At 72.0% G+C, this 26,631-nt stretch carries 23 protein-coding genes and 2 pseudogenes; 14 read left to right on the forward strand and 11 right to left on the reverse strand.

Annotation, left to right across the window (positions count from 1 at the left end; translation table 11 throughout):
- Nucleotides 1–172: 172 nt before the first annotated feature.
- A complete protein-coding gene (locus tag ABZ267_RS08270) occupies nt 173–811 on the forward strand; it encodes a ScbR family autoregulator-binding transcription factor (RefSeq protein WP_356750619.1) in 639 nt (212 codons plus the stop codon).
- Nucleotides 812–848: 37 nt separating this feature from the next.
- Here the strand turns inward: ABZ267_RS08270 and ABZ267_RS08275 are convergent, their stop codons facing one another.
- Nucleotides 849–1,460 carry a LysE/ArgO family amino acid transporter gene (locus ABZ267_RS08275; protein ID WP_356750622.1) on the reverse strand — a complete coding sequence of 204 codons (612 nt, stop codon included), beginning with the start codon at nt 1,458–1,460 and terminating at the stop codon, nt 849–851.
- A gap of 66 nt (nt 1,461–1,526) precedes the next feature.
- On the opposite strand from ABZ267_RS08275, the gene ABZ267_RS08280 reads away from it, so the two are divergent.
- The 4 genes and pseudogenes from ABZ267_RS08280 to ABZ267_RS08295 all read left to right on the forward strand — a co-directional run bounded on the left by ABZ267_RS08280 (nt 1,527) and on the right by ABZ267_RS08295 (nt 5,434).
- Nucleotides 1,527–2,441, forward strand: a complete 915-nt coding sequence (locus ABZ267_RS08280; RefSeq protein ID WP_356750624.1) for a LysR family transcriptional regulator ArgP — start codon at nt 1,527–1,529, stop codon at nt 2,439–2,441.
- Between the two features lie 87 nt (nt 2,442–2,528).
- Nucleotides 2,529–3,191 (forward strand): annotated as a pseudogene (locus tag ABZ267_RS08285) (response regulator transcription factor).
- Nucleotides 3,188–4,510: pseudogene (locus ABZ267_RS08290) on the forward strand (HAMP domain-containing sensor histidine kinase); the annotation flags it as partial. The pseudogenes ABZ267_RS08285 and ABZ267_RS08290, both read left to right, overlap by 4 nt.
- Nucleotides 4,511–4,585: 75 nt before the next feature.
- Nucleotides 4,586–5,434 (forward strand): endo alpha-1,4 polygalactosaminidase, encoded by an 849-nt coding sequence (locus tag ABZ267_RS08295; RefSeq protein ID WP_356750625.1) that lies wholly within the window; start codon nt 4,586–4,588, stop codon nt 5,432–5,434.
- A 16-nt stretch (nt 5,435–5,450) separates the two neighbouring features.
- Here the strand turns inward: ABZ267_RS08295 and ABZ267_RS08300 are convergent, their stop codons facing one another.
- Together ABZ267_RS08300 and ABZ267_RS08305 are read right to left on the reverse strand one after the other, a co-directional pair.
- Nucleotides 5,451–6,254, reverse strand: coding sequence for a VOC family protein (locus ABZ267_RS08300; RefSeq protein WP_356750627.1), 804 nt, complete (start codon nt 6,252–6,254; stop codon nt 5,451–5,453).
- Between the two features lie 129 nt (nt 6,255–6,383).
- Nucleotides 6,384–7,052: a lysophospholipid acyltransferase family protein gene (locus ABZ267_RS08305; protein WP_356750629.1), complete on the reverse strand. Its 669-nt coding sequence runs from the start codon at nt 7,050–7,052 to the stop codon at nt 6,384–6,386.
- A gap of 243 nt (nt 7,053–7,295) precedes the next feature.
- Here ABZ267_RS08305 and ABZ267_RS08310 point away from each other — a divergent pair, with 243 nt between their 5' ends.
- A complete protein-coding gene (locus ABZ267_RS08310) occupies nt 7,296–8,222 on the forward strand; it encodes an aminoglycoside phosphotransferase family protein (protein ID WP_356750630.1) in 927 nt (308 codons plus the stop codon).
- Nucleotides 8,223–8,301: 79 nt separating this feature from the next.
- Nucleotides 8,302–9,348 (forward strand): tRNA (adenosine(37)-N6)-threonylcarbamoyltransferase complex transferase subunit TsaD, encoded by a 1,047-nt coding sequence (gene tsaD, locus ABZ267_RS08315; protein ID WP_356750632.1) that lies wholly within the window; start codon nt 8,302–8,304, stop codon nt 9,346–9,348.
- A gap of 175 nt (nt 9,349–9,523) precedes the next feature.
- Here the strand turns inward: tsaD and ABZ267_RS08320 are convergent, their stop codons facing one another.
- The 7 genes from ABZ267_RS08320 to ABZ267_RS08350 all read right to left on the reverse strand — a co-directional run bounded on the left by ABZ267_RS08320 (nt 9,524) and on the right by ABZ267_RS08350 (nt 16,554).
- Entirely contained in the window at nt 9,524–11,125 is a 1,602-nt protein-coding gene (locus tag ABZ267_RS08320; protein WP_356750634.1) for a glycoside hydrolase family 13 protein, read from the reverse strand.
- Between the two features lie 158 nt (nt 11,126–11,283).
- Nucleotides 11,284–12,237, reverse strand: a complete 954-nt coding sequence (locus ABZ267_RS08325; protein WP_202547390.1) for a carbohydrate ABC transporter permease — start codon at nt 12,235–12,237, stop codon at nt 11,284–11,286.
- An 18-nt stretch (nt 12,238–12,255) separates the two neighbouring features.
- The gene (locus tag ABZ267_RS08330) at nt 12,256–13,224 is read right to left on the reverse strand and encodes a sugar ABC transporter permease (RefSeq protein ID WP_356750636.1); all 969 of its coding nucleotides are present in this window, start codon (nt 13,222–13,224) and stop codon (nt 12,256–12,258) included.
- Between the two features lie 3 nt (nt 13,225–13,227).
- Nucleotides 13,228–14,580, reverse strand: coding sequence for a sugar ABC transporter substrate-binding protein (locus ABZ267_RS08335; RefSeq protein WP_356750638.1), 1,353 nt, complete (start codon nt 14,578–14,580; stop codon nt 13,228–13,230).
- 676 nt (nt 14,581–15,256) lie between these two features.
- A complete protein-coding gene (locus ABZ267_RS08340; protein ID WP_356750640.1) occupies nt 15,257–15,418 on the reverse strand; it encodes a hypothetical protein in 162 nt (53 codons plus the stop codon).
- Nucleotides 15,419–15,610: 192 nt separating this feature from the next.
- The gene (locus ABZ267_RS08345) at nt 15,611–15,853 is read right to left on the reverse strand and encodes a hypothetical protein (RefSeq protein ID WP_356750642.1); all 243 of its coding nucleotides are present in this window, start codon (nt 15,851–15,853) and stop codon (nt 15,611–15,613) included.
- Entirely contained in the window at nt 15,850–16,554 is a 705-nt protein-coding gene (locus ABZ267_RS08350; protein WP_356750644.1) for an alpha/beta hydrolase, read from the reverse strand. The genes ABZ267_RS08345 and ABZ267_RS08350 overlap by 4 nt, the downstream gene beginning before the upstream one ends.
- 167 nt (nt 16,555–16,721) lie before the next feature.
- Here ABZ267_RS08350 and ABZ267_RS08355 point away from each other — a divergent pair, with 167 nt between their 5' ends.
- The 3 genes from ABZ267_RS08355 (at nt 16,722) to ABZ267_RS08365 (ending at nt 21,323) form a co-directional block, all read left to right on the forward strand.
- Nucleotides 16,722–17,690, forward strand: coding sequence for an LLM class flavin-dependent oxidoreductase (locus ABZ267_RS08355; protein ID WP_356750645.1), 969 nt, complete (start codon nt 16,722–16,724; stop codon nt 17,688–17,690).
- Between the two features lie 117 nt (nt 17,691–17,807).
- On the forward strand, nt 17,808–19,841 hold the full coding sequence (locus ABZ267_RS08360; RefSeq protein ID WP_356750647.1) for an NB-ARC domain-containing protein: 2,034 nt from the start codon (nt 17,808–17,810) through the stop codon (nt 19,839–19,841).
- 261 nt (nt 19,842–20,102) lie between these two features.
- Entirely contained in the window at nt 20,103–21,323 is a 1,221-nt protein-coding gene (locus ABZ267_RS08365; RefSeq protein WP_356750648.1) for a serine hydrolase domain-containing protein, read from the forward strand.
- Between the two features lie 66 nt (nt 21,324–21,389).
- Here ABZ267_RS08365 and ABZ267_RS08370 read toward each other — a convergent pair whose 3' ends face one another.
- A complete protein-coding gene (locus ABZ267_RS08370; protein WP_356750649.1) occupies nt 21,390–22,217 on the reverse strand; it encodes a PepSY domain-containing protein in 828 nt (275 codons plus the stop codon).
- Nucleotides 22,218–22,392: 175 nt separating this feature from the next.
- On the opposite strand from ABZ267_RS08370, the gene ABZ267_RS08375 reads away from it, so the two are divergent.
- The 4 genes from ABZ267_RS08375 (at nt 22,393) to ABZ267_RS08390 (ending at nt 26,560) form a co-directional block, all read left to right on the forward strand.
- Nucleotides 22,393–22,641 (forward strand): DUF6296 family protein, encoded by a 249-nt coding sequence (locus tag ABZ267_RS08375; RefSeq protein WP_356750651.1) that lies wholly within the window; start codon nt 22,393–22,395, stop codon nt 22,639–22,641.
- Nucleotides 22,642–22,821: 180 nt separating this feature from the next.
- Nucleotides 22,822–23,583, forward strand: coding sequence for a DeoR/GlpR family DNA-binding transcription regulator (locus tag ABZ267_RS08380; protein ID WP_356750817.1), 762 nt, complete (start codon nt 22,822–22,824; stop codon nt 23,581–23,583).
- Nucleotides 23,580–24,527 carry a 1-phosphofructokinase gene (gene pfkB / locus ABZ267_RS08385; protein ID WP_356750653.1) on the forward strand — a complete coding sequence of 316 codons (948 nt, stop codon included), beginning with the start codon at nt 23,580–23,582 and terminating at the stop codon, nt 24,525–24,527. The genes ABZ267_RS08380 and pfkB overlap by 4 nt, the downstream gene beginning before the upstream one ends.
- Nucleotides 24,528–24,586: 59 nt before the next feature.
- Nucleotides 24,587–26,560: a fructose-specific PTS transporter subunit EIIC gene (locus ABZ267_RS08390; RefSeq protein WP_356750655.1), complete on the forward strand. Its 1,974-nt coding sequence runs from the start codon at nt 24,587–24,589 to the stop codon at nt 26,558–26,560.
- The last annotated feature ends 71 nt before the right edge of the window (nt 26,561–26,631 follow it).

Below are 26,631 nucleotides of genomic sequence, written 5' to 3' on the forward strand. Positions count from 1 at the left end.
TGCTGCTTCGGGCATAACTCCCCCCAGGGGTCATGTGTTGGGCGAGCCGTTCCTGCGGTGCACACACGCTGATAAGATACAGACTAAGCGGTTTTTTTTCTATGCCCACAGCCCGCCTGACGCCCCGCCAGTCCGGCCGCACGACCGGCACAGCCCGACGAAGGAGACAGGGATGGCCAAGCAGGACCGGGCGATCCGTACCCGCCAGGCAATCCTGATGGCAGCGGCCGAGATTTTCGAGAAGTACGGCTACCAAGCGGCCACCATTACCGAAATACTCAAGATCGCCGGGGTCACGAAAGGCGCGCTCTACTTTCATTTCCCGTCCAAGGAGGAGCTCGCGCTCGGTGTGATCGAGGCGCAGGAGCCCCCGCCGCCCGCTCCCGACCAACTCCTCAAGCTCCAGGAACTGGTGGACATGGGGATGCTGTTCAGCCATCGCCTCCACACCAGCCTCCTCACCCGCGCCGGAGTCCGTCTCTCCATGGACCAGCAGGCCCAAGGCCTGGATCGCACCGGCCCGTTCCTCCGCTGGCACCAGACCACCCACGACCTCCTCGCCCAAGCCAAACAGAACGGCGAACTCCTGCCGCACGTCAACCCCACGGAGACCGCCGATGTCTATGTCGCGGCCTTCACCGGCATCCAGGCGGTCTCCCAGACGCTCACCAACTACCGCGATCTGGAACAGCGTTACATCACGCTCCAGCGGCACATCCTGCCCAGCATCGCCGCCCCCTCCATCCTCACCGCGCTCGACCTCAGCCCTCAGCGCACCACCCACCTCGCCCGGCTGATCCCCGCGTACTGAGTCCCTCAGGCGGTCGGGCGCTCAGGCGGTCAGGCGGTCAGGCGGTCAGGACCAGCCGGGCGCCGAGGCCGATCATCATCGCGGCGACCAGTCCGTCCAGCACGCGCCACGACGACGGACGGGCGAGCACTCCGCTGAGCAGCCGGGCACCGAAGCCGAGGGCGGCGAACCAGCAGACGCTGGCGAGGACGGCGCCGAGTCCGAAGGTCCAGCGCAGCGGGCCCTGGTCGGCGGCGACCGAGCCGAGGAGGAAGACCGTGTCGAGGTAGACGTGCGGATTGAGCCAGGTCATCGCGAGGCAGGCGAGCACCGCACCCCGCCTCGCTCCTGACGGCGCGTCCTGTACGAGGAGGGCCGACGGGCGGAAGGCCCGGCGCGCGGCGAGGAGGCCGTAACCGATCAGGAAGACGCCGCCCAGCAGAGAAACCACGGTCAGAGCCGACGGCCAGGCCACGACGACGGCACCGACGCCGGCGACTCCGAGCGTGATGAGGACCGCGTCGGACAGGGCGCAGATGGCGACCACGGCGAGGACGGCCTCCCGGCGGACGCCTTGGCGCAGGACCAGGGCGTTCTGGGCGCCGATGGCGACGATGAGGGAGAGGCCGGTACCGAACCCGGCGGCCGCGGTGGTCAGAGCGTTGGTCATGCCTCAGACGCTAGGGACGTCGTACATGCATGTACAGCTAATGATTCTTACGTATCATTAGCTTTTGTGATGTCCGAACTTCCGCTCGATCAGGCGCGGACCCTGCTGGCCGTCGTCGACGAAGGCACCTTCGACGCGGCGGCCAACGCCCTGCACGTGACGCCGTCGGCGGTCAGCCAGCGCGTGAAGGCCCTGGAGCAGCGCACCGGCCGGGTGCTGCTGATGCGGACGAAGCCGGTGCGGCCCACCGAGTCCGGTGAGATCGTGGTCCGCTTCGCCCGCCGGCTGGCCCGGCTGGAGCAGGACGCGCAGGCGGCGCTCGGGATGTCCGGGCCCGGTGAGCCGACTCGGCTGACGATCGCGGTGAACTCCGACTCCCTGGCGACCTGGTTCCTGCCGGCCCTCGGGCGCGTACCGGAGGAGCTGGGCGTCTGTTACGAGCTGCGCCGGGAGGATCAGGACCATACGGCCGCGCTGCTCCGCGAGGGTCTGGTGATGGCGGCGGTGACCTCCTCGCCCGAGGCCGTGTCCGGCTGTTCGGTGCGGAGTCTGGGCCGGATGCGCTATCTGCCGGTGGCGACGGCGGCCTTCGCCGGACGGTGGCTCGGCCTCGGTACGGCGACGCCGCTGCGCGAGCTGATCGCGGACGCGCCGGTGGTGGACTTCGACCGGCGCGACGACATCCAGGACTCCTTCGTGCGTGCGCTCGGGTGCGGTCGGCGGGCGGATGCGCGGCGCCACTTCGTGCCGACGTCGGAGGGGTTCGTGGACGCCGTGGCCGCCGGCATGGGCTGGGGCATGCTGCCCGAGGTCCATGCCCGTCCGCTGCTGGACAGCGGCCGCCTGGTCGTCCTCGCCCCGGACCGGCACATCGACGTCCCGCTGTACTGGCAGCAGTGGAAGCTCGACTCACCGGCGCTCGCCACCGTGGCCGAGGCGGTCGTTGCGGAGGCCGCCGATGCGCTCGACGGTGCCGCTTAGGATGACGGTTCCCTCCCCCGGGCCAGGCTCCTTCGATCCGTAAAGGAAGCGCCCGGGGGCCATCCCGAGAGACCCGGAGGCGTCTCCTTGCGCGTGCTGCTGGTGGAGGACGACGACGACCTGCGGGCCGTGATCGCGGCGGGGCTGCGCGAGGCGGGGTTCGCCGTCGACGGTGTGGACGACTGGCCGGAGGCGGACGTGATGCTGTACGTCACCGCGTACGACTGTGTGGTCCTGGACCGGCTGCTGCCCTCCGGCGACTCCCTCGTACGGCTGGAGAGCAGGCGCCGGGCCGGCTGGTCGGTGCCCGTGCTCTGCCTCACCGCTCTGGACACGCTGGACGACCGGGTGCGCGGACTGGAGAGCGGGGCGGACGACTACCTGGCCAAGCCGTTCGCGATGCGTGAGCTGGTCCTGCGGGTGCGCAGCCTGACCCGGCGTGCGGGCGAGCGGCTGCCCGCCTTCCTGAGCTGCGCCGATGTGGTGATGGACCTGGCGCGGCGTGAGGTGCGGCGCGGCGGTGTGCTGCTCTCGCTGAGCCCGAAGTAGTACGCCGTGCTCCAGCAGCTCCTGGTGCACCAGGCCGGCGTCGTCACGCGGACGGCGCTGCTGGAGCACTGCTGGGACGAGATGGCCGACCCGGTCTCCAACGTGGTGGACGCGGTCATCGCCGGTGTGCGGCGCAAGCTCGGCAGCCCGTCCCTCGTACGGACCGTGCGCGGCCAGGGCTTCCTGATGGGCCCGGCGTGAGCCGCACGAGAGGCTCCGGCTCCGCGCGGCGCGGCTCTCCGGCCCGCAGGCGGCTGCGGCGGCTCCAGCTGCGGCTGACCGCCGCGTACACGCTGATCACCGTCGTCGGGCTGAGCTGTCTGTCCTGGCTGGTGATCCGCACCGACGACCGGTCCCGGGAGGCCGCCGAGTACGACGAGATGCGCCGCCGGGCCTCCGTCGCGGCCTCGCTCGTCTACTACCAGGACGACCGCATCCGCCTCGACGGCCTGACCGACGACGAGGCGACCGCCGGCACGCCTCAGATCGTGGTGCTGGAGGAGCGGCCCGGTGGCGGTCCGGCCGTGGTGTTCCGGGGCAGCGTCCAGCAGTTCGACGTACCGGGCTCGGCGCTCACCCGGGCGGCGGGTTCGGCGATGCGTACCGAGGAGACCGTGCGGCAGGAGGCTCGCGACCGTACGGGCGGTCCCGTCCGGCTGCTGGCGGTGCCCTTCTGGCACGACGCTACCGACGAGGTGGCGGGCGCGGCCGTCGCGGTCGGGGACCCGGCGTACGGGTCGGCCGAGCACCGCAGTCTGGTCCTCTCGCTCGTCGTCGGGTGCGCCGCGCTCGGTGCACTGGCCGCGCTCACCGGCCACCTCCTCTCCGGGCGGTCCATGCGGCCGGCGTGGCAGGCGCTGGAGCAGCAGGAGCGGCTGCTCGCCGACGCGGCGCACGAGCTGCGGACGCCGGTGGCGGTGATGCGCGGTTCGGTGGAGATGGCCGAGCGCGGGACCGGCGAGCCGGAGGCCCATCTGCCGAGGATCCGGCGGGCGGCGGACCGGATGGGCCATGTGGTGGAGAACCTGCTGACGCGCGGGCGGTTGGAGGCCGCCGTGGACTCCGTACGGTCCGAGCCGCTGCGGCTGGACCAGCTCGTGGAGGAGGTGTGCGCCGATCTGCCGGGGGGCGCGCACCAGCTGGAGCTGCGGCTGGAGGAGTCGGTGGTCGCGGCGGACGCGGCGCTGGTGCGGGTGGCCGTACGCAACCTGCTCGACAACGCCGTACGCCATGGTCGGACGCCCGGAGAGGCGGACGGGGCCGAGGTTCTCGTGACCGTACGCGGACCGGAGGTCTCGGTCGCCGACCGAGGTGCGGGCGTGGAGTCCGGGCGGCTGCCGGAGCTGATGGAGCGGTTCCGCTCGCCGGGCGGCGGTACGGGCATCGGCCTCTCGCTGGTCGGCCGGGTGGCGCGCGCCCACCGAGGAGGCCTTACCGTGCACGCGCGGCCGGGCGGCGGTGCGGTGTTCGTGCTGCGGCTCGCGCCTCCCCGGTCGCGGCGGAGGCGAAAGCGCAACGGCTGACGCTCACGATTCGCTCATGATCGGCCGTTCATGATGCGGAGGCAGGTACGCAGACCACGCACAGGAGCCCCCATGCCGCAGCACGCCGCCACCCCGTTCCTCCGCCGCCGCTCCACGCTCGCGGCCCTGGCCGGCGGGGTCGCCGTGACAGCCGGCGCGGGTTTCCTGCTCTCCAGCGCGTTCGCGGCCAAGCCCGCGCCGAAGGTCGTCCTCCCGACGGCCGACGCCACCTTCGACTACCAGATCGGCGGCGCCTACACCCCGCCCGCCGGCGTCAAGGCCCTCTCGCGCGACCGGGGCGCCAAGCCCGTACGCGGTCTGTACAACGTCTGTTACGTCAACGCCTTCCAGACCCAGCCGGACGCGATGGACTGGTGGCAGAAGCAGAACCCGGACCTGCTGCTGCGCGACGGCAGCGGCAAGCCCGTCAACGACGAGGCGTGGGGCGAGGCGTTGCTGGACACCTCGACGGCGGCCAGGCGGACCCGGCTCGCGCAGATCGTCGGCGGCTGGATCGACGGCTGCGCGAAGTCCGGCTTCCAGGCGGTCGAGCCGGACAACCTGGACTCGTACGAGCGCTCCGGAGGACGGCTCACGCGGGCGCACAACGCGGCGTTCGCCAAGCTGCTGGCCACCCGGGCGCATGCGGCGGGGCTGGCGATCGGCCAGAAGAACACCACGGACCTGCTGGGACAGCGCAAGAGCATCGGCTTCGACTTCGCGGTCGCCGAGGAGTGCGGCCGCTACGACGAGTGCGCCGACTACGCCACCGCGTACGGCAACAAGGTCTTCGTCATCGAGTACACGGCCCGCGACTTCAGCAAGGCCTGCTCGGCGGTGGGCTCGAAGCTCTCCGTGGTCCAGCGGGACCTCGACGTCCGGCCGGCGGGACAGAAGGGGTACGTCTTCCGCACCTGCTGATACGCCCGTGCGCCCGTCATTCGCGGGGTTCGGGTTTCCGGAGGGAGCTGACCGTGAAGAGGGCGCCTTCCAGGTCGGCGATCATCGATTCGGGTCCGTCGTCCGGGGAGACGGTCGGCGGTGCCACCTCGCCTCCCGCCTGCCGTGCGGCCTCGGTGGCCGCCGTCAGGTCGTCGACCTGGAAGCGGACGTGCCACCGGGGGCGCAGCCGGGGGTCGGGAGACGCACCGTCGCCGCCGCCGCGCAGAGTGGCGACGGTGAGGCCGCCCTGCCGGACGACGACGGTGTCCTGCTGGTACACATAGCCGACTTCGCAGCCGCCGGGGTCGTGCGGATCCCAGCCGAAGATCTCGGAGTAGAAGATCGCGGCGTCGAAAGCGTGGCTCGTGCGCAGTTCGAGGGCGGCGGGCGCGCTGCCGCGTCCGATGGACCACGGCGGTGTGCGGCCCTCCCAGAAACCGAACCCGGCGCCTTCCCGGTCGGCGGCGACAGCTCCTCTGCCGGGGCCGAGCCGGATCGGTCCGACGGCGATGGTACCGCCGCGTTCTCGTACGCGGGCGGCGGTGGCGTCCACGTCGGCGACGGCGAAGTACGGGGTCCAGGTGGTGGCGGTCGGCAGACCGGGCCCGATCCGGCCGATCCCGGCGACGGGCAGCCCGTCGGCGTGCGCGACGGTGAACCCTGCGCCCAGTGTGCCGGAGCGGAAGCTCCACCCGAGGACGGCCGTGTAGAAGTCCTGTGCGGCGCGCAGATCCCGGGTCATGAGACTGACCCAGCAGGGAACGCCGTGCACAGGGGTGGTCCGCTCGGCCTCCGTCATCGGGATCCGTCTCCTCGCCGGAACAACATGCCCTCCATACCTACGCTGTCGGGGTCGGCGGCGCCACCCGGGCGGCCGCTCCTGGGCGCGTGCTCCCGGGCAGGCGCTTCCGGGCCGCCGCAGCGGGCTTCACCGTACGGCGAGCGCTGCGGCCGGTTCGTCCAGGTGCCGGGCGGCCGTGCGCCAGGCGACGGTGACGGCTTCGCGGGCGGTGGCGGTCGCGGCGTCGACGCCCGGCGGCAGGTGCAGCGGCGCGCCCAGGTGGACGTGGAGGCGGGGACGGCGGGCCGGAGCGGTGAGGAACCCGGCGATCTGCTTGGCACACGAGCCGGAGGTCACCCGGCGCGCACCGGCCTGCCCGAGCGGGACGACAGGTGCGCCGGACGCGTGGGCCAGGCGGGCGAGGCCGCTGCGGAAGCTCTCCGGCGGCGCCTCGGCGGCGTCCGTGCGCAGCGGGATCCGGCCCTCCCCGTAGATGAGGACGTGCCGTCCGGCCCGGAGCGCGGCGGCCGCCGTGTCGAGGGCGTCGGCCGCGCGGTGGGTGTTGCGGTGTACGGGGACGTGGCCGCCGCGCTCCAGGAGCCGGCCGAGGACCGGGACGCGCCAGAGGCCGGCGGTGGCGAGGACGACCGGTTCGACGTCGAGGCGCAGCAGCGCGGCGAGGACGACGCCGGGGTCGGCGAGGGAGGTGTGGTTGGCGACGATGATGGAGCCGGGCGCCGGGGCGCCGCTGTGGTCGGAGGTGACCGTGAGGCGGCCGAGGCAAGGGATGACGGCGGTTGCGACGCTGCTGAGCACGGTTCTCCTGGGGTCCTGGTCGGTGAGGTGAGGCGACCTGTGCGGTCGTGATCATCGTCGCGGCGGCGTGGCGCTCGGACCTGAGTTCGGATACTCAGCCGGGGTGAGGTGCGGTGCTCGGGCTTGTGAGGTCTTGGCCGGGCGGAAAACGGTGCGCGTGGGGCGCGGCTCCGGCGGCAGACTGCGGGTGACCGTTCGACGATGCCTCCCCGGCCCCGAGGCCGTCCCGAGGAGTTGCCGCGCATGGGCCCCGCCCCTATCGACGTTCCCGACGCCTTGATCGCGTCGTACGGCACACACGGCGAGGGCCGGAGCCGTGCGTGGCCGGCCGCGCTGCCTCGCCTGGCCGCGGAGCTCCTGGACCGCTGGGAGCTCCGGCGGGACGGACCGGCCGGTCATGGCATGGCCGGGCTGGTGCTGCCGGTGGTCCGCGCGGACGGTACGCCCGCCGTCCTCAAGCTCCAGCCGCCGGGTGAGGAGACCGCCGGACTCGCCGCGGGGCTCCGGGCCTGGGACGGCGACGGAGTGGTGCGGCTGCTCGCCATCGACGAGGAGGCGGGCGCGCAGCTGCTGGAACGGCTGGACGCGGGGCGTCCGCTGTCGGCCGAGCAGGACGGGACCGCGGTGATGGAGGTGCTGGCCGGGCTCATGGCGCGCCTGTCGGCGGTGCCCGCGCCGCCGGGCATGCGGAGGCTCGCCGACATCGCCGCCGCGATGGTCGAGCAGACGCCCGACGCGCTGCCTCTGCTGCGCGAGCCGGTGGAGCGGGACCTCGTACGCACCTGTGCGGCGGCCGTGGCCGAGCTGGCCGGTGAGGCGGGCGACCGGCTGCTCCACTGGGATCTGCACGACGGCAACGTGCTGGCCGGCGAGCGCGAGCCGTGGCTCGCCATCGATCCCGAACCGCTGGCCGGCGACCCGGGGTTCGAGCTGTGGCCCGCCCTGGACATCCGCTGGGCGAGCGTGGTGGAGGGCGGGGTGACGGGCCCGGTGCTGTACCGGTTCGACCTGCTCACCGAGGCGCTCGGCCTGGACCGGGCGCGGGCCACCGGCTGGACGCTCGGCCGGGTGCTGCAGAACGCGCTCTGGGACGTCGAGGACGGGAAGACCGCGTTGGAGCCCGCTCAGGTGGCCCTGGCGATGACGCTGCTGGAGCACCGGGCCGCATGATCCGGTACACGGCCGCGACGGCCCGTCGGCTACCTTGTTGCACATACGTTGCAACTACTGAGATGGCAAGGAGGCGGCCGTGGGCTCTCCGGTGGTGCTCGGGATCGAGTCGTCGTGCGACGAGACCGGAGCCGGTCTGGTCCGGGACGGCCGTCTGCTCGGGCACGCGCTCGCGTCGAGCATGGACGAGCACGCACGCTTCGGCGGTGTCGTGCCCGAGATCGCCGCGCGGGCCCATGTGCACTCCTTCGCCCCGGTCGTACGGCAGGCCCTGGACAGCGCCGGGCTGCGGATGTCGGACATCGGCGCGGTCGCCGTCACCACCGGGCCGGGGCTCTCCGGAGCGCTCCAGGTGGGGCTGGCCGGCGCGAAGGGGCTGGCGTACGCGCTGGATGTGCCGCTGTACGGGGTCCATCACCTGGCGGGGCACGTCGCCGCGGACACCTTGGAGCACGGGCCGCTGCCCGATCCGTGCGTGGTGCTCATCGTCTCCGGCGGCCACACCTCGCTGCTCCTCGTCCGTGACCTGGCCCGCGATCCGATCGTGCATCTCGGGGACACCGTGGACGACGCGGCCGGTGAGTGCTTCGACAAGGTGGCCCGGGTGTTCGGGCTGCCGTATCCGGGCGGTCCGGCGATCGACCGGGCGGCGCGGGAGGGCGATCCGCGTGCGGTGGCGTTCCCGCGTCCGATGACCGGCGCGCGCGCCGCACCGTACGCCTTCTCCTTCTCCGGGCTGAAGACCGCCGCCGCTCGCTGGGCCGAGCAGCGGCGGGTGGAGGGCGGCGAGCTGCCGCCGGCCGACGGTGCCGCGTCGCTCCAGGAGGCGGTGGCCGACGTGCTGACCCGTAAGGCGGCGGCGGCCTGCCGCGATCACGGGGTGTCGACGCTGGTGGTGGTCGGCGGAGTGGCCGCCAATTCGCGGGTACGGGAGCTGGCCGAGCAGCGGCGGGTGCCGCCGTTGAAGCTGTGCACGGACAACGGCGCGATGATCGCGGCCGTCGGCGACCTGCTCGTACGGGCGGGGGCTCGACCCGCTCCGCTGGATGTGTCGACCGGCCCGTCGGCGCCGCTGGAGTACGCGGCGCTGCATCCGGTGGCACGGGGCGCGGTCGCGGCGGCTTGAAGGGCCTGGCCCCGGACGCCGCTGCGGGTCCGGGGCCGATGCGGTTCGCCGTACGAGAGGTCGGACCCTTCCGCCACATGAGGTCGGACCGTTTTGCCGTATGAGGTCGGACCTTTTCGGCGTAGGAGGTCGGACCATTCACTCCGGAACGGTCCGACCATTCAACGTACGGACGTCAGACCGCCAGCCACACCGCCGTGTCCTTCGGCAGCCGGCCGTCCTCGTCCAAGGGGTTGCTGGCGAGCAGCACGCCGGTGTGCGCCGGGAGTTCGGCTGGACTGTCGGCCAGGTTGACCACGCAGACCAGGGTGGCGCCGCGGGCGAAGACGAGGACGTCCCGCTCCTCGCTCAGCCAGCGCAGCTGTCCGGTGTGGAGCTCCGGCAGCGAGCGCCGCTGCCGCAGGGCCTCGCGGTAGAGGGCCAGCATGGAACCGGGGTCGGTGGCCTGGAGGTCGGCGGCGCGGGAGGACCAGTCCGCCGGAAGAGGAAGCCAGGGTTCCACCGTCGAGCCGAAGCCCGCGTACGGTTCGTCCGCCGCCCACGGCAGCGGGGTGCGGCAGCCGTCGCGGCCAGGAGCGCGGCCCTGGGAGCGGAAGTACATCGGGTCCTGGATGCGGTCCAGCGGTACGTCGGCCTCCGGCAGGCCCAGCTCCTCGCCCTGGTAGAGGTAGACGGAGCCGGGCAGGGCGAGCGAGAGGAGAGCGGCGGCGCGGGCGCGGCGGGTGCCGAGCTCCGGGTCGCTCGGGACGCCGAACGCCTTGCTGGTGAAGGCGAAGCTGGTGTCCTCGCGGCCGTAGCGGGTGACCGTGCGGGTGATGTCGTGGTTGCAGAGGACCCAGGTGGCGGGAGCGCCGACCGGCGCGTGTTCGGCGAGGGTGTCGTCGATGGACCGGCGCAGCCGCTCGCCGTCCCAGGGGCAGCTGAGGAAGCTGAAGTTGAAGGCGGTGTGCAGCTCGTCGGGGCGGAGGTAGCGGGCGAAGCGTTCGGAGTCCGGGAGCCAGACCTCGCCGACGAAGATGCCGTCGAACTCGTCCGCGATGGCCCGCCAGCCGCGGTAGATGTCGTGGAGCTCGTCGCGGTCGACGTACGGGTGCGGACCCGGGTGCCCGGCGAGATCCGGGAGCGCCGGGTCCTTGGCGACGAGGGCGGCGGAGTCGATGCGGACACCGGCGACACCGCGTTCGAACCAGAAGCGCAGGACGTCCTCGTGCTCCTGGCGTACGGCCGGGTGAGCCCAGTTGAGGTCGGGCTGTTCGGTGGCGAAGAGGTGGAGGTACCACTCGCCGTCCGCGACCCGGGTCCACGGCACTCCGCCGAACTCGCTCTCCCAGTCGTTGGGCGGCAGTTCGCCGTCCTCACCGCGGCCGGGCCGGAAGTGGAAGAGCTCGCGCTCCGGGCTGCCGGGACCCGCCGCGAGCGCCGCCCGGAACCAGACGTGCTGGTCGGAGACGTGGTTCGGGACGATGTCGATGATGGTCCGGATACCCGCCTGCCGGGCCTCGGCGATGAGCTTCTCGGCCTCCGCGAGCGTGCCGAAGGCGGGATCGATGACCCGGTAGTCCGCGACGTCGTAGCCGCCGTCCGCCATCGGCGAGAGGTACCACGGCGTGAACCACAATGCGTCGACGCCGAGTTCGGCCAGGTAGGGCAGCCGGGACCGCACGCCCGTCAGATCGCCGGTGCCGTCGCCGTCGCCGTCGGCGAAGCTGCGGACGTAGACCTGGTAAATGACGGCCGAGCGCCACCAGTCGTCGGCGGCAAGCTGGCTGCCTTCCATAAGGCGGGTTCCTTTCGGACGGGCGCGGTCGCCGGCGGGGTGTGCCGGTCCGCGCAACAGGGAGGAGCTGGAGGTTCTGACGCCGCCGCCCCGGAGCGGGGCGGGAAGGCCGGGGGCGGCGGCGGGTTCTTGGGCCCTTGGTGCTGCTGCCGGTCCGGTCAGCCCTTGGTGCTGCCCGCGCTGATCCCGGCGATGATGTGCCGCTGGAAGACCAGGAACATCAGGACCATCGGGATGCTCGCGATGACCATGGCGCCGATCAGCACGGTCAGGGGCACGTTCTGGGAGAGCTGGACCAGGGCGACGCTGATCGGCTGTTTCTCGGTGTCGGAGAAGACCATCAGGGGCCAGAGGAAGTCCTGCCAGACGGCGACGAGCGCGAAGATCGAGACGACGCCGAGTACCGGCCGGGACAGGGGCAGCACGATGGACCAGAGCGTACGGAGCTTTCCCGCGCCGTCGATCTCGGCGGCCTCCAGGACGTCACGCGGGATCTGGTCGAAGAACCGTTTGAGCAGATAGAGGTTGAAGGCGTTGGCGACGGCCGGCAGCCAGATGGCCAGCGGGTCGTTCAGCAGGTTGACGTGGATCAGCGGCATGTCCGCGATGGTCAGGTACTTCGGTACGACGAGGGCCTGGACCGGGACCATCAGGGTGGCGAGGATGCCGCCGAGGATCACCTTGCCGAAGGCGGGCTTCAGCTTGGACAGGGCGTAGGCGGCGGCCGTGCAGAAGACGATCTGGAGCACCCAGGCGCCGGTCGCCTGGACCACCGTGTTCCACAGGTGGGTCGGCAGCCGCATCAGGTCCCAGGCGTCGGTGTAGCCGGTCACCTGCCACTGCTCGGGTACGAGGGTGGGCGGGGTGCGCACCACTTCCTCGGGCGGTTTCATCGCGCCCGTGACCATCCAGTAGACGGGGAAGAGGAACGCGAAGGCGAAGAGGACGACGACGAGGGCGAACACCGACCAGTACGTGACCTTGCCGCGCCGTCCGGCGAGCGCGAGCGGGGAGACGATGGTGCGTACGGAGCGCTCGGCGGGTGCGTCCGCCGGCCGCCCGGCGAGGGCGGCGACGGGCTGCTGTACCGGGGGCGGGGCTGTCTGGGTCATGGTGGGCGGCCGCTCCTCTCAGTCGGTGCGGGTGAGTCGCAGATAAAGGGCGGAGAAGGCGGTGAGCACCAGCAGGAGCATCACGCTGAGGGCGGACGCGCCGCCGAAGTCGTTGTAGAGGAACGCGTACTTGTAGATCAGGTAGAGCACGGTGACGGTGGAGTTCTCCGGCCCGCCGCCGGTGATGACGAAGGGTTCGGTGAACACCTGCATCGTCGCGATGACCTGGAGCAGCATCAGCATCAGGATGATGAAGCGGGTCTGCGGGATGGTGACGTGCCGGATGCGCTGCCAGAGCGATGCGCCGTCCAGTTCGGCCGCCTCGTACAGCTCGCCGGGGATGCCCTGGAGCGCGGCGAGGTAGATGAGGACGGTGCCGCCCATGTTGGCCCAGGTGGCGACGATGACCAGGGAGACGAGGGCGGTGTCGGCGCCGTTGGTCCAGTTCGACGTGGGCAGGTGGAGGAAGCCGAGCACCTCGTTGGCGAGGCCCGCGCCCGGATCGTAGAACCACTTCCACAGCAGGGCGCTGACCACCGGCGGGATCATCACCGGCAGGTAGACGACGACCCGGAAGAACGCCTTGGCGTGGCGGAGTTCGTTGAGGACGAGGGCCATGACGAACGGGATGGCGAAGCCGATGACCAGCGCGAGCACGGTGAAGGTGAGCGTGTTGCGCCAGGCCGCCGTGAACTCCGGGTCCTGGAAGACCCGGGTGAAGTTGGCGGTGCCGACCCACTGCGGGTCGGAGCCGGGCGTGTACTTCTGGAACGCGATGATCACCGATCGGATGGCCGGGTACCAGGAGAAGAGGATGAAGCAGAGGAGACCGCCGGTCAGGAACGCGTAGGCGGTGGCCTGGTCGGCGATCTTCCGGCGGAGCGGGCTCAGCGGCCCGCGGCCCGCCGGGCGGGCGCCCCCGGAAGGGGACGTCGCGCCGGCGGGCCGCGTCACCGCGGGTGGAGCGGGCTGGGACGTGGTCTTCATGGATCAGCCCCGGGTCAGGATTCCGTCGATCTTGGACTGGGCGTCCTTGAGGAGCTGGTCGATGTCGGCGTCCTTCTTGGTGAGCACCGCGGAGACGGCGCCGTCGAGGACGGCGTAGATCTGCTGGCCGTGCTTGGGCTCCAGCTTCATGTCGAGCTGCTGGCCGCCGTCGGTGAACGCCTGGTAGTTCTCCACCGGCACGTTGGCGGACGCCTTCTTCAGCTCCTGGTCCTTGGCGTCGGTGGCGCCGGTGAACAGGCGCGGCTCGGGCAGGCCGACCGGCGACTTGTCCTCGGCGGCGCGGGCGTAGTTGTTCATATAGCCCTGGCCCGGCGTGAGGAAGGTCCACTCCAGCCACTTGAGGCCGGCCTTGATCTGCTCGGGGGTGGCCTTCTTGTTGAACATGTAGCCGTCGCCGCCCATGAGCGTGCCCTGGCCGCCGGGCATCGGGGCGAACGCGAGGTCCTCGTACTTCCCGCCGGCCTCCTTGACGATGCGCGGCACGTTGTCGGGGGCGGCGAGGTACATGCCGAGCTTGCCGGAGCCCATCATCTGGAGCGTGTCGTTGATGATGAGGAGCTGCTTGGCGCCCATGGAGTTGTCGCGCCAGCGCATGTCCTTGAGGTTCTGCAGGACCGCCTTGCCCTCTGGGGTGTCGACCGTGGCCTTCTTGCCGTCCTCGCTGACGACCGAGCCGCCCTGCGAGTAGATGTGGGCGGTGAAGTGCCAGCCGCCCTGGTTCTGGGCGCTGTACTCGGCGAAGCCGACGGTGCCGTTGCCGAGGCCCGCGATCTTCTTGGCGGCGGCCTGCACCTCGGGCCAGGTGGCCGGCGGCTTCTCCGGGTCGAGGCCGGCCTTGGTGAAGAGCGCCTTGCTGTAGAGCAGGCCCATCGAGTAGTTGGTGCGCGGGACGCCGTAGATCTTCCCGTCGACCGTGTACGCGTCCCGCAGGGGCTGGGCTATGTCCTTGTACGCCTTGAGGTCCTTGACGTACTCGGTGATGTCCGCGGCCTGGTTGATGGAGACGACCCGCTCGGTGTCGGTGAAGTACGTGTAGAACACGTCCTCCATCTGACCGCCGGCCAGCTTCGCGTCGAACGTCTTGGGGTCCTGGCACGGGAAGGCGTCGCGCGCGGTGATGTCGATGTCCGGGTTCTGCTTCTCGAACGTCTTGACGTCCTCGTCGAACCGCTGGTGGTCGATCTTCGCACTCGGCTGGGGCCAGCAGTTGACCGTGATGCGCGTCTTGCCGTCCGCGGCGCTCTCGCCCTCGGAGTTGCAGGCGGCCAGGCCGGTGACGGCCAGTGCGGCGGCGACGGCGGCGGTGCAGGTACGACGAAGAACAGAACTTCTCATCGGTGGACCCCTTTAGGGCAGGAGTGCGGGAAGCCCACAGCCCCGAGCTGTGCGGCGGACCACACTCAACCACCGCCGACGAATGTCCGCAAGATGTCACGTTGATTTCGTAAATCATTGACAGCTTGTGCCTGCCGACTACGACAAGGGCCCGCAGAAGTACGGGTGAAGGGCTGTACACGGAGGGGTGGGTCCGGCTATTACGGGCACGACGCTGCCGCAAACATCCGCAAGCGGTGGCAGCCACAGAGGTACTCGGCGCTACGGGAAACGCGGAGAGGCACGGTGGGGCGCGGCGGGCGCGAGGAGGGAGCGGGAAGGCTCCGGAGGGGTTCGGAAGGTTTCCGGAGTGGCCCTGGATAGGGTTACGAGGGCCGGATCGGCGGCGACTACGCGCTCGCCCGCCATCCGCCACCGGCAGGCTGGGAGCGCTCTCCGCACTGATGTACGGGCCGCTCACCGGGGCCGGGGCGCGTGTTTCGGCGCCTGCCGCCGGGTGGCCGCGGTGACACCGGTGCCCCGATGGACGCTCGGCCGTACCGCGGCCCCACCCACTCTCGCCGACGACAGTTCTTCAGTAAGCCGTCGCCTCGGATACGCAAGAATATGGCAATAGTTGCAAGACGTTTATCGTCTCGTGATGGACGTGTCCATCGTCAGGCGGTCCGCGCCTGGCCTAGCGGAAGGCGGCGGCCGACCGGGCGCCGCCGAAGTCGACCGCGCGGTCCGCGTCGCGCAGGACCTCCTCGGCCACGCGCCGAACCTCGGCGAGCACGTCTCCCTGCTCCTCCACGAGGCCTGCGTAGATCGGTGCTTCGGTGCTGTCTGCGGAACTCATGCGGATTTCCCTGCCAGGTCTGGTGCGAAAGCCCCGCCGGTCGGCGGAGCGGGGGCGAGTGTACGTGGTGGTCGGCGGACGCCGCGATCCCCGGTCCGGGGAACGAGACGCCTCCGGACCTGCCGGAACGACGACCGGACCGCGGTCCCGGCGGCTGCCGGAGACGGCCCGTCACCGCATGCCGCGTCCGGTTCAGGGTTGTTGCGGGCGCGAGGCGGGCGTCCCATGGGCGCGGCGGCGCCGGGCGGCGGGCAGGGGCCGGTGGCCCTCGGTCCACTCGTTCACCCAGCCGCAGCCCGAGCAGGCGTACCGGCCGTCGAGCCCGGCGATCTGAGTGCCGCACCGGGCGCATCCGATGAACGTGATCTCCGGGTGTTCCGTCACCGGCTCGGCGCGGTGCTGCTTGCCGGGCTCCGGACCGGTGCCCGCCGTCATCGCCCGGTCCCGGCGGCGTCCAGGAGGACTCGGGCGAGCTCGCGCGGGCGGGAGAACATCGGCCAGTGGCCCGTCTCCATCGTGACCAGCTCCCACCGCTCACCCTTCAGGAGCGCGACCACGTCGGGGCTCGGCTCGGCTCCGTCGAGCAGGCACTTGACGTACGTCGTGGGGAGCGGGGCGAGGGTGCCGCGCAGGACGGCCGGTTCGGTGAGAGTGGTGCCCGGGTGCGGTGTCGCGCCCGCCACGAGCCGGGCGGTCGCCGCCTCGCCGAGCTCCTGGCCCGCGCAGTCGGCGGCCGCCGGCGGAGGCCAGAAGCCGTCGTGCGCGGCGATCGCCGCCTCGACCTGCGCCCGGCCCTCCGGCCAGCTCGACACGAACGACCCGCCGTCCGCCGGAACGACGGCGTCCACGAAGACCACACGGGCCAGCCGGTCGCCGATCCGCTCCGCCGCCTGTCCGACCGGAATGCCCGCGTAGCTGTGACCGACCAGGACGACGTCCCGCAGACCGAGGCGCTCGACATGATCGACGATGTCGTCGACATGGGTCTGCTGTCCGGCCCTCGCACCCTGCTTGTCGGCGAGGCCCGACAGCGTCAGCGGATGGACCACGTGCCCGGCCGCGCGCAGGTCGGGCAGCACATCGCTCCACGCCCACGAGCCGAGCCAGGCGCCTGCTACGAGTACGAAGTTCGTCATGGCAGCAACGTAACGCAGGGGTCTGACAACGCTCCCGGGCTCCTGGCGCCCGGAGGCCACGGGGCCGGGTTCGCTAGGTTCTCCGTACACCCTTGATCCGTACGCTCCGGACCTGATCCGTACGCTCCGGACCTGATGCGTACGCCGAGACCCCGAGGAGAACACCTGTGCCTTCCCCGACCCCCTCCCCCGCCGTAGGCGTCCTGCTGCCGCGTGATCTGCCCACGGAGCTGATCCTGCCGTTCGCCCGCAGGGCCGAGGAGCTGGGGTTCGGCTCGGTGTGGGTCGTGGAGGATCTCGGTTTCCGTGGCGGGATCGCCCAGGCGGCCGCCGTACTGGCCTCCACCTCCCGGATCCGGGTGGGCATCGGGCTGCTGCCGGCCGGAGCCCGCAACGTGGCGTTCGCGGCCATGGAGACCGCCTCGCTGGCCCAGCTCTTCCCGGGCCGGACCGACATCGGCGTCGGACACGGCATGCCGGGCTGGATGCGGAGCGCCGGACAGTGGCCCAAGAGCCCGCTCACCTTCCTGCACGAGTACATCGAGGCCCTGCGCGCGCTGCTGCGCGGCGAGACCCTGGAGAGGCAGGGGCGGTACGTGCACCTCGACGGCGTCCGGCTGGAGAACGGCGCGCTGCCCGACGTGGTGCCCGACATCCTGGCGGGCGTCCGGGGCCCCAAGTCCCTCGCGGTCTCCGGTGAGGTGGCCGACGGGACGATCCTGGCCGAGCCCGTCGCTCCCGAGTACGCGCGGGCGGCCCTCGCGCACATCGCGGCGACCCGCCCGCACCGCCTGGTCGCCTACAACGTCGCCTCGGTCGGCGCCGATCCCGAGGCGGCTCTCGCCGCGGCCCGGCCCGGTCTCGAGTGGATCGGCGAGCCGGACTGGCACGCCCACATCGCGCCGCTCCCGATCGCCCGTGAGCTGGTGGAGCTGCGGGCGGCGTGCTCGACCCGGGAGGAGTTCACCGGCCGCCTGCCCGATGCCTGGGTCGCGCGGCTCGCGGTCACGGGAACGCCGGAGACGGCCCGTGTCCGGCTGGAGGAGCTGGGTGCGGCAGGCGTCACCGATGCCGTCCTCGCTCCGGTCGGACCGGACCCGGTCGGGGCCCTGGAGTCGCTCGCCGGCGTGCTCTGAGACGACCTTTCATGTGTGTCGACTTCCGATCGGACAGGAGTCATTGTCAGCCGTTTCTGACTGCTTTTCGCTATGAACGGAGGCCGTGCGGCTCGGCGAGGCAGGATGGCCTCCGTGATGGGCAACCTCCCTGTCGTGTCGACCAGCTTCGTCGGCCGCGACGGCGAACTGGACAGCATCGACCGGGCACTTCGGGATCACCGGCTGGTCACTCTCAGCGGGAGCGGCGGGGTCGGCAAGAGCCGCCTGGCCCTGCAGACCGCCGAGCGGGTCCGGGAGCGGTATGCGGACGGCGTGTGGTGGGCCGACCTCTCCCATCTGGACGACGACCAGCTGCTCACCACGACGGTCTGCGACGGTGTCGGGCTGCTGGACCACAGTCCTCGCCGTCCGGTGGCCGCACTGTGCGAGTGGCTCTCCGACCGGAATCTGCTGCTCGTCCTCGACTGCTGCGAGCGCGTCGTCGACTCCTGCCGGCAGCTCGTCACCGAACTGCTCTCCGCCGCGCCGGGTCTGACCGTGCTCACCACCAGCCGACAGCCGCTCGGCGCGGAGGGCGAGCACGCCGTGGAAGTTCCGCCGCTCTCGGCGGGCGAGGGCGGCGACGAGGCCGTCCGGCTCTTCCGTGACCGCGCCGCCACCGTCGTCCCGGGGCTGACGCTCGACTCTCCGGGCGACACGGCCGCCGTGGCCGAGATCTGCCGCCGCCTCGAAGGGATACCGCTCGCCGTCGAGCTGGCCTGTGCGCAGCTCCGGGAGAGCAGCGCACAGGAGATCACCGGGCGGCTGGCCTCCCGGCTGGACGCGCTGAGCGACGACACGCTCTGGCCGCGCCGCCACCGCGCGCTGCGCACCACGATCGGCTGGAGCCACGAGCTCTGCGCGCCGCTGGAGCGGCTGCTGTGGGCGCGGCTCTCCGTCTTCCGAGGAGTCATCATGACGGCCGACGCCGAGGCGGTCTGCGCGGGCGGGCCGCTCGGGGCCGGAGAGATCGGCCCGGCGCTGGAAAGCCTCGCCGAGCAGTCCGTGCTCCGGCGGACCGGCGACGGCTACCGGATGCTGGACACACTGCGCGAGTACGGGGCCATGTGGCTCGCCGAACTGGCCGAGGACGCGCTCCTCACGGACCGGCACGCCCGGCACTTCGCGCAGACGGCCGTGCAGGCGCACACCGGCTGGCTGGGCCCACGGCAGGTCGAGTGGTACCGCAGGGTCGCCTCCACCCACGCGGACCTCTGCGCGGCCCTGGAACACCTGCTGGCCGAGGATCCCGAGCGGGCGATGGAGATGGCCGGGTGCGCCGGTCTGTTCTGGAGCTGCTGCGGCCATCTGCACCAGGCCCGCGCCTACCTGGAGCGGGTGCTGGCCCTGCCCCTGTCGGCCGGTCCGCACCGCACCCGCGCGCTCTGGGCCCTCGGCATCACGCTGACCCTCCAGGGCGACCATGAGGCGGCCCGCCGCGTAGGCAAGGAGTGCGAGGAGGCGGCCCGGCTCGGCCAGGACGCCGAAGGGGCCCTCTCGGCGGCCCACTCGATGAGCTTCACCTATCTGATGATGGGCCGTCCGCAGACCGCGCACCTGGTCAGCGACCACGCTCTACGGCAGCATCCCGGCGACCCCGCCGAAGCCCCCTCGCAGATGCGGTGCCGAGTGATACGCCTCTTCGCTCTGTCGGCGCTGGGCCGCCTGGACGAGGCGTACGAGGAGGCGACGCGGCTCCAGCGGATAAGCCTGCGCTTCGGTGAGCACTGGGCGCGGGCCTACGCCGATCACCAGCTCGCCCTCATTCACCTGCTCCAGGGCCGCCCCCGCCACGCCGAAAGCCACGCCCGCGCCATGCTCGCGAGCAAGCACGAGCTCCACGACAGCCTCGGCATCGCGCTCGGCCTCGACCTCCTCGCCGGTGCCATCGCCGCCCAGGGGGACGGGGTCGCGGCGGCCCGCACCTCCGGCACGGGACACACGTACTGGCGGATCATCGGCCACCCGCACCGCGGAACGCCCGAGCTCGGAGCGATCCGGGAGCAGTGGGAGCTGTGCGCACGGCAGGCGGCCGGGAACACGGCGTACGAGAGCGCCTACCGCCGCGCCTCCGCCGACGACGCCGAACGCGGCCTGGCACACGCCTTGGAGCGCCAGCTCCCTTCGTGAGTGCCACGTTCCACAACTCCCCTCAGGTGAGCCGTTCCCCGAAGCGGCGCACCAACCTCCTCACGGCGTGGCACTGATCCGCCGGACGGCCCACCCTCGCGGGCAGGCACCGCGCGGCCGCCTGATGCTGAGCTCGCGGCAGCCAGTGGCCAGGGAGCTGTCGGGCGCATCGGGCCCGGGACGTAGAAGCGGTGCCCGGCCCCTTTCCGTGCGACCGCGCCCAAGGCCCGCCGCCTCGACCCCACCTCAGGAGGTACGCCCGTGCCCACTCGTCCCCTTCTGCGCGCCCCTTCCCGGCCGCTGCGGCGAAGAGCCGTCGTCGCTGCCGTGGCCGCCGCCTCGCTCGCCGGGCTGATGACCGGTCCGGCCCAGGCGGGCGGCGACGCGGGCGGCGGCCCGCACGGGCCGGTCGACCGTGAACTGCAGCGCAGGCTCCAGGCGCTGGTCGAGACGCCCGGCGGGCCGCCCGGAGCCATCGCCGTACTGAAGACCGGCGGACGCGGCGAGGTGTACCGCGCCGGTACGGCCGAGGTCGGCACCGGGCGGCCGCCGCAGCCCACGGACCACATGCGGATCGCCAGCGTGGCGAAGGCCTTCAGCGGCGCGGTCGCGCTGCACCTGGCCGACCAGCGGCGCCTCTCGCTCGACGACACGCTCGGCCGGTGGCTGCCACGCCTGCCGGCCGCCTGGCACCGGGTCACCGTCGGCCAGCTCCTCGACCACACCAGCGGGCTGCCGGACTACACCGAGTCGCCGGCGTTCATCGCCGAGTTCGCGGCCGACCCGCGCCGGCACTTCGACTCGCGCAAGCTGCTGCGGTACGTCGCCGGGGAACCGCTGCGGTTCCGGCCGGGTTCGGCGTACCGCTACTCCAACTCCGACAACATCGCCGTGGCCCTGGTGGCCGAGGCAGCGACGGGCACGCCGTACGAGCGGCTGCTGGCGGAGATCGTCTACCGGCCGCTGGGGCTGCGCGCCACCTCGCTCCCTCAGGGATACCGGCTGCCGAAGCCGTACCTGCACGGCTACGACGTGGACCCGCCGAATCCGCCGGAGGACCTCTCCACCGCGATCAGCGCCTCCGGGGTGTGGGCGTCGGGCGGCATCGTCTCCACGCCCGAGAACCTCGGCACGTTCATCCGCGCCTGGGCCGGCGGCCGGGACCTGAGCCCGCAGATCCGCCGTGAGCAGCTCACGTTCGTCGCGGGCGCTTCCGAACCGGCGGGCCCCGGGCGCAACGAGGCCGGACTCGGCCTCTTCGCGTACCGGACGAAGTGCGGAACGGTGTACGGCCACACCGGCAACTTCCCCGGCTACACCCAGCTCGCGGCGGCCACCAAGGACGGCAAGCGGTCGCTGACCGTCTCGCTCACCTCGCAGGTCAACAGCGTGACGAACCCACGGCTGCTGGCCACCCTGCGCGGCCTCCAGGAGGACTTCGTCTGCCGGCTGCTGGAGCGGCGGAAGCCGTCGCGGGCATAGAGGAAGGGGTACGCCGGGTGTCCGGCGTACCCCTTCACCGCGTATCGGTGACCCGTCCGGGGACGGTCAGTCGTTGTCGGTCTCCTCGCGGACGATGGTGTCGTTCTTGGCGTCCACGTCGAACGTGGTCTTCTTCCAGTCGGAGCCGACCACGTCGACCGACCAGACGACGCTGCTGCTGTCGTTGCCGTCGGCCTCGTCCAGGCCGACCGAGGTGACGGTCCCCTTCTTCTTCTCCGTGGCGACCTTGGCCGCCTGCTCGGGCGTCTGTGTGGCCTGGGCGAGCCGGTCGGCCGTCTGCTTCTTGTCCTCGGCGTCCTGGTCGGCGTCGACGCGGGCCTCGATCACCTTGCCGTCGACCGCGTTGATCCGCACGGTGTGGACCGTGCCGTCCTTCTCGGCGACCTCCGCGACCCAGACCGGGCCTTCGGCGCCGGGGCTCGCGCTCGGCGAACCGGTCGTGGCGGGACTGCCGGTCGGGCTCGCGGTGCCGCCCGTCGGGCTGGGGCTGCCGGTCGGACTGCCGGCCGGGCTGGGGCTCTCGTCGCGGTCGTCGTCGTCCACACCTTCCAGGTCCAGATCGACGAGCTTGCCACCGGCCACTTCGCCGACCGCGGTCGTCGCGGCGTCGTCGAAGGTGACCTCGGTGGCGTCCAGCACCCTCTTGCGTTCCTGCTGGTCCTCGGTCAGGTCCGCGGTGGCCGACGGGGAAGCCGTCGTCTTCTGCGGAAGGACCTTCGCGGCTTCGGTGGCCGCGGACGTCGCACTGTCCGAGCTCTGACCACAGGCCGTCAGCAGGAGAGCGGCGGCCGCCAGGCAGGCGGCGGCACCGGTCGCCCTGGGGTTGCGGGAGCGTGGGGAAAGACGGTTGTTTCGTCGGGGCTCAAGTCTCATGTACGCATGCCTAGCCCTCGCGGCGGCCAGTCATGTTGTCCTACCGGCCGGAGTCACCCGATCGACCGGACACCTCCGCCCGTTGGCCGCCGTCCTCTCCCCGGGCGGCGCGCACCCGAGTGCGAAACAATGGGATCAGGGCCGCATGCCGTCGAGGCCCCGCCGGGAGGCTGTCATGCAGCACACGGAGCGTTACGAACTGATCTTCCAGATGTCCGGCGCCGAGGACGACGTGGTCGCCGTCCGCCTGACCGACCGGACCGGGGCGGGCGGATCTCCGGTGTACGAGGACGAGACAGGCATCGTCCGCGCCGAGATCAGCGACCGGGGCGAGGTACGGATGCTCGCCAGCGGAGGACACCAGGTGCCCGGCACCCCACTGCTCGCCCGGCCGCTCGGCGAGGGTGTTCCCGGGAAGCGCTGAGCGGGCGGACCGGCGGGGCGTACCGATGAGCGGTACGCCCCGCCGACGCATGTGCCCGTCAGTGCTCACCTCGTGCCCACCCATGCCCATTTCTTGCCTGAGTGTGTTTACTTTCCGGAACCCCGGACGTAACCTGAGCGCGAAACCACAGACTCGGGCATGGAACGGATACGAAACCACATGTACGCACCGGAGCGTCAGCAGGAGATCCTCCGCCTCGCCCAGGAGAGCGGCCGGGTCGACGTGCTCTCGCTGGCCGAGGAGTTCCAGGTGACCGCCGAGACCGTGCGGCGGGATCTGAAGGCGCTGGACCGGGCCGGGCTGCTGCGCCGGGTGCACGGCGGGGCCATTCCGGTCGGGCGGCTCGACTTCGAGCCGGACCTCGCCGAGCGGGACGCCGTGGCCGCCGACGAGAAGGACCGCATCGCACAGGCGGCGCTCGCCGAGCTGCCGACGGACGGCAACGTGATCATCGACGCCGGGACCACGACGGCCCGCCTCGCCGCGGCCGTTCCTGTCGATGCCGCGCTGACCGTGGTGACGCACGCGCTGCCGGTCGCCGCCCGCCTCGCCGATCACCCGGGCATCGCGCTGCACCTGGTCGGCGGCCGGGTCCGGCACCGGACGCGGGCGGCGGTCGACGCCTGGGCGCTCGGCGCGTACGCCGAGATCAGCGCCGATGTCGTCTTCCTCGCCACCAACGGCTTCGCGCCCGACAGCGGCCTCACCACGCCCGACCTCGCCGAGGCCGCCGTGAAACGCGCGGTGGTCAAGGCCGCCCGCCGGGTCGTCCTGCTCGCCGACTCGGGCAAGTTCGGACAACGGCACTTCGCCCGCTTCGGTGACCTCACCGACGTGGACCTCCTCATCACCGACACGGGCCTCAGCCCCGACGACGCCCGATCCATCGAGAGCCGGGGCACGGAAGTGGTACGCGCATGATCCTCACCGTCACCCCCAACCCGAGCCTGGACCGCACCTACGAGCTGCCGGGCCTGGTCCGCGGCACGGTCCTGCGCGCCACGGCCGACCGCGTCGACCCGGGCGGCAAGGGCGTCAACGTCTCCCGGGCGGTCGCGGCGGCCGGTCACCGCACGGTCGCCGTCGCTCCGATGGGCGGGCCGGAAGGCGCGCTGCTGGCCCGGCTGCTCGGCGAGCACGGCATCGAGGCCGCCGGCGTCCCGGTCACCGGCAGTACCCGGATCAACATCACGCTCGTCGAACCCGACTCCACACTCACCAAGATCAACGCCGCCGGGCCCGAGCTGAGCGCCGCCGAGGCCGAGGACGTGCTGGAGGCGGTGCGGACCCGTTCCGCCTCCGCCGGCTGGATCGCGTGCTGCGGAAGCCTGCCGCGCGGGCTGTCGCCGCAGTGGTACGCGGAGCTGGTCGCGCGGAGCCACCGGGCCGGTACGCGGATCGCGCTGGACACCTCCGGTGCGGCGCTGACCGCCGCGCTGAAGGAAGGGCCTGACGTGATCAAGCCCAACGCCCAGGAACTGGCCGAGGCCGTCGGCCGCCCGCTCATCACGATCGGCGACGCGCTGAAGGCGGCCGAGGAGCTGCGCGAGCGCGGCGCCCGGGCGGTGCTGGCCAGTCTGGGGGCGGACGGGCAGCTGCTGGTGGAGGAGGCCGGGTCGTACTTCGCAACCGCCCGCGTGACGACCGTACGCAGCAACGTCGGCGCCGGTGACGCCTCACTCGCCGGTTTCCTGACGGCGGGCGGCCAGGGGCCACGAGCGCTCGCCTCGGCCGTCGCGCACGGAGCGGCGGCGGTGCAGCTGGCCGGAAGCCTCATGCCGACACCGGCCGACCTCGACCTGTCGGCGGTCACGTCGAGTGCCGATGTCCCTCTGGACCGCCCGCTGACGGAGCCCGCCCCATGACCGCCGTACTCACCCCTGCAAGCCCGCCGCCCGGCGGTCCCCGAGCAAGGAGCACCGCGATGAGTGAGCTGATCACCGCGGACCTGGTCGACCTCGATCTGTCCGCCGCAACGAAGGACGCCGCCGCGCGGTCGCTCGCCGAACGGATGGTGGCCGCGCACCGCGTCACCGACCTCGACGGCTTTCTGGCCGATATCGCCGCCCGCGAGGCGCAGATGCCGACGGGCCTCGACGGCGGGATCGGCATCCCGCACTGCCGGAGCGAGCATGTGAGCGCTCCGACGCTGGCCTTCGGACGCAGCGCGCAAGGCATCGACTTCGGCGCGGCCGACGGCCCGGCGGACCTCGTCTTCCTCATCGCCGCGCCGGCCGGGGCCGACGACGACCATCTGACGATCCTGTCGGGGCTGGCCCGCAGGCTGATGGACCCGGAGTTCACCGCCGCACTGCGCGCCGGGGACGATCCGGGCCGGGTCGCCGCGCTGATCCGCGGCGAGGAGCCGGCGCCGGAGGCCGAACCGGCGACGCCGATACCGGCGGCCGAGGAGACCGAAGCAGATGGTCCCTTCAGGATCGTCGCCGTCACCTCCTGCCCCACCGGCATCGCGCACACCTACATGGCCGCCGAGGCCCTCACCGCCGCCGGCCAGGCCGAAGGCGTCGAGGTGACCGTGGAGACCCAGGGGTCGGCCGGGTTCAGCAAGCTGGACCCCGCCGTCATCGCCGCCGCCGACGCGGTCGTCTGGGCGCACGACGTCGAGGTGCGCGAGAAGGGCCGCTTCGGCGGCAAGCCGCTCGTGGACGTCGGAGTGAAGGCGGGCATCAACCGGCCCGCCGAGCTGATCGCGGAGGCCCGCCGCAAGGCGGAGCGCGGTGAGATCGCCGCCGTACCGCAGGGCGGAGAGGGGCCGGAGGCCGGTGCGGACAGAGCGCACTTCGGGGTCCGGCTGCGTACGTATCTGATGTCCGGCGTGAGCTACATGGTGCCGTTCGTCGCGGCGGGCGGTCTGCTGATCGCGCTGTCGTTCGCCATCGGCGGCTACGAGATCGCGGACGCCAAGTCGGTCGCCGACCACTTCGTCTGGAGCCAGGCGGACAGCTGGGCCGCGCTGCTCAACCAGATCGGCTCCGCCGCCTTCGGTTTCCTGGTGCCGGTGCTCGCCGGGTACATCGCGTACGGGATGGCCGACCGTCCCGCGCTGGTGCCCGGGTTCGTCGGCGGTGCGATCGCGCTCACCGTGGACGCCGGGTTCCTCGGCGGTCTGGTCGCCGGTCTGCTGGCCGGTGCGGTGGTGATGGCCATCCAGCGGGTCCCGGTCCATCCGACGCTGCGCGGGATCATGCCGGTGCTGGTGATCCCGCTGATCGCCTCCGCGGTGGTCGGGTTCCTGATGTTCATCGTGGTCGGCAAGCCGATCGCCGCGCTGCAGAGCGCCCTCACGGACTGGCTGAACGGTCTCTCCGGCTCCAACGCGGTGATCCTCGGTGTCGTCCTCGGCCTGATGATGTGCTTCGACATGGGCGGCCCGCTGAACAAGGTGGCGTACGCCTTCGCGGTCGGCGGTCTCGCCGATCCGACCGACGGCAGCCTCAAGGTGATGGCGGCGGTCATGGCGGCCGGGATGGTCCCGCCGCTGGCGATGGCGCTGGCCACCACCGTACGGAAGAAGCTGTTCACGAAGACCGAGCGGGAGAACGGGCGGGCGGCGTGGGTGCTGGGCGCCTCGTTCATCACCGAGGGCGCGATTCCGTTCGCCGCCGCCGATCCGCTGCGGGTGATCCCGTCGGTGATGGCGGGTGGCGCGGTGACCGGTGCGCTGTCGATGGCCTTCGGGTGCACCCTGCGCGCTCCGCACGGCGGCATCTTCGTCGTGCCGCTGATCGGTGAACCGTTCCTGTACCTGCTGGCGATCGCCGCCGGCACCCTCGTGGCGACCGCGCTGGTCGTCCTGCTCAAGGGCGCCCGCCGGACGGCCGCGGTGCCTGCCGAAGAGGCGGCGGTCGTCGATGCGCGGGTGGGTGTGACCGCCTGACCTGGAGCGCTCACGGTATGGGGCACAAGATCTCCGATCTTGTGCCCCATACCGCTACCGGTGGCTAGATT

The sequence above is a fragment of the Streptomyces sp. NPDC006174 genome (assembly GCF_040614075.1).
Taxonomy (GTDB): Bacteria; Actinomycetota; Actinomycetes; order Streptomycetales; family Streptomycetaceae; genus Streptomyces.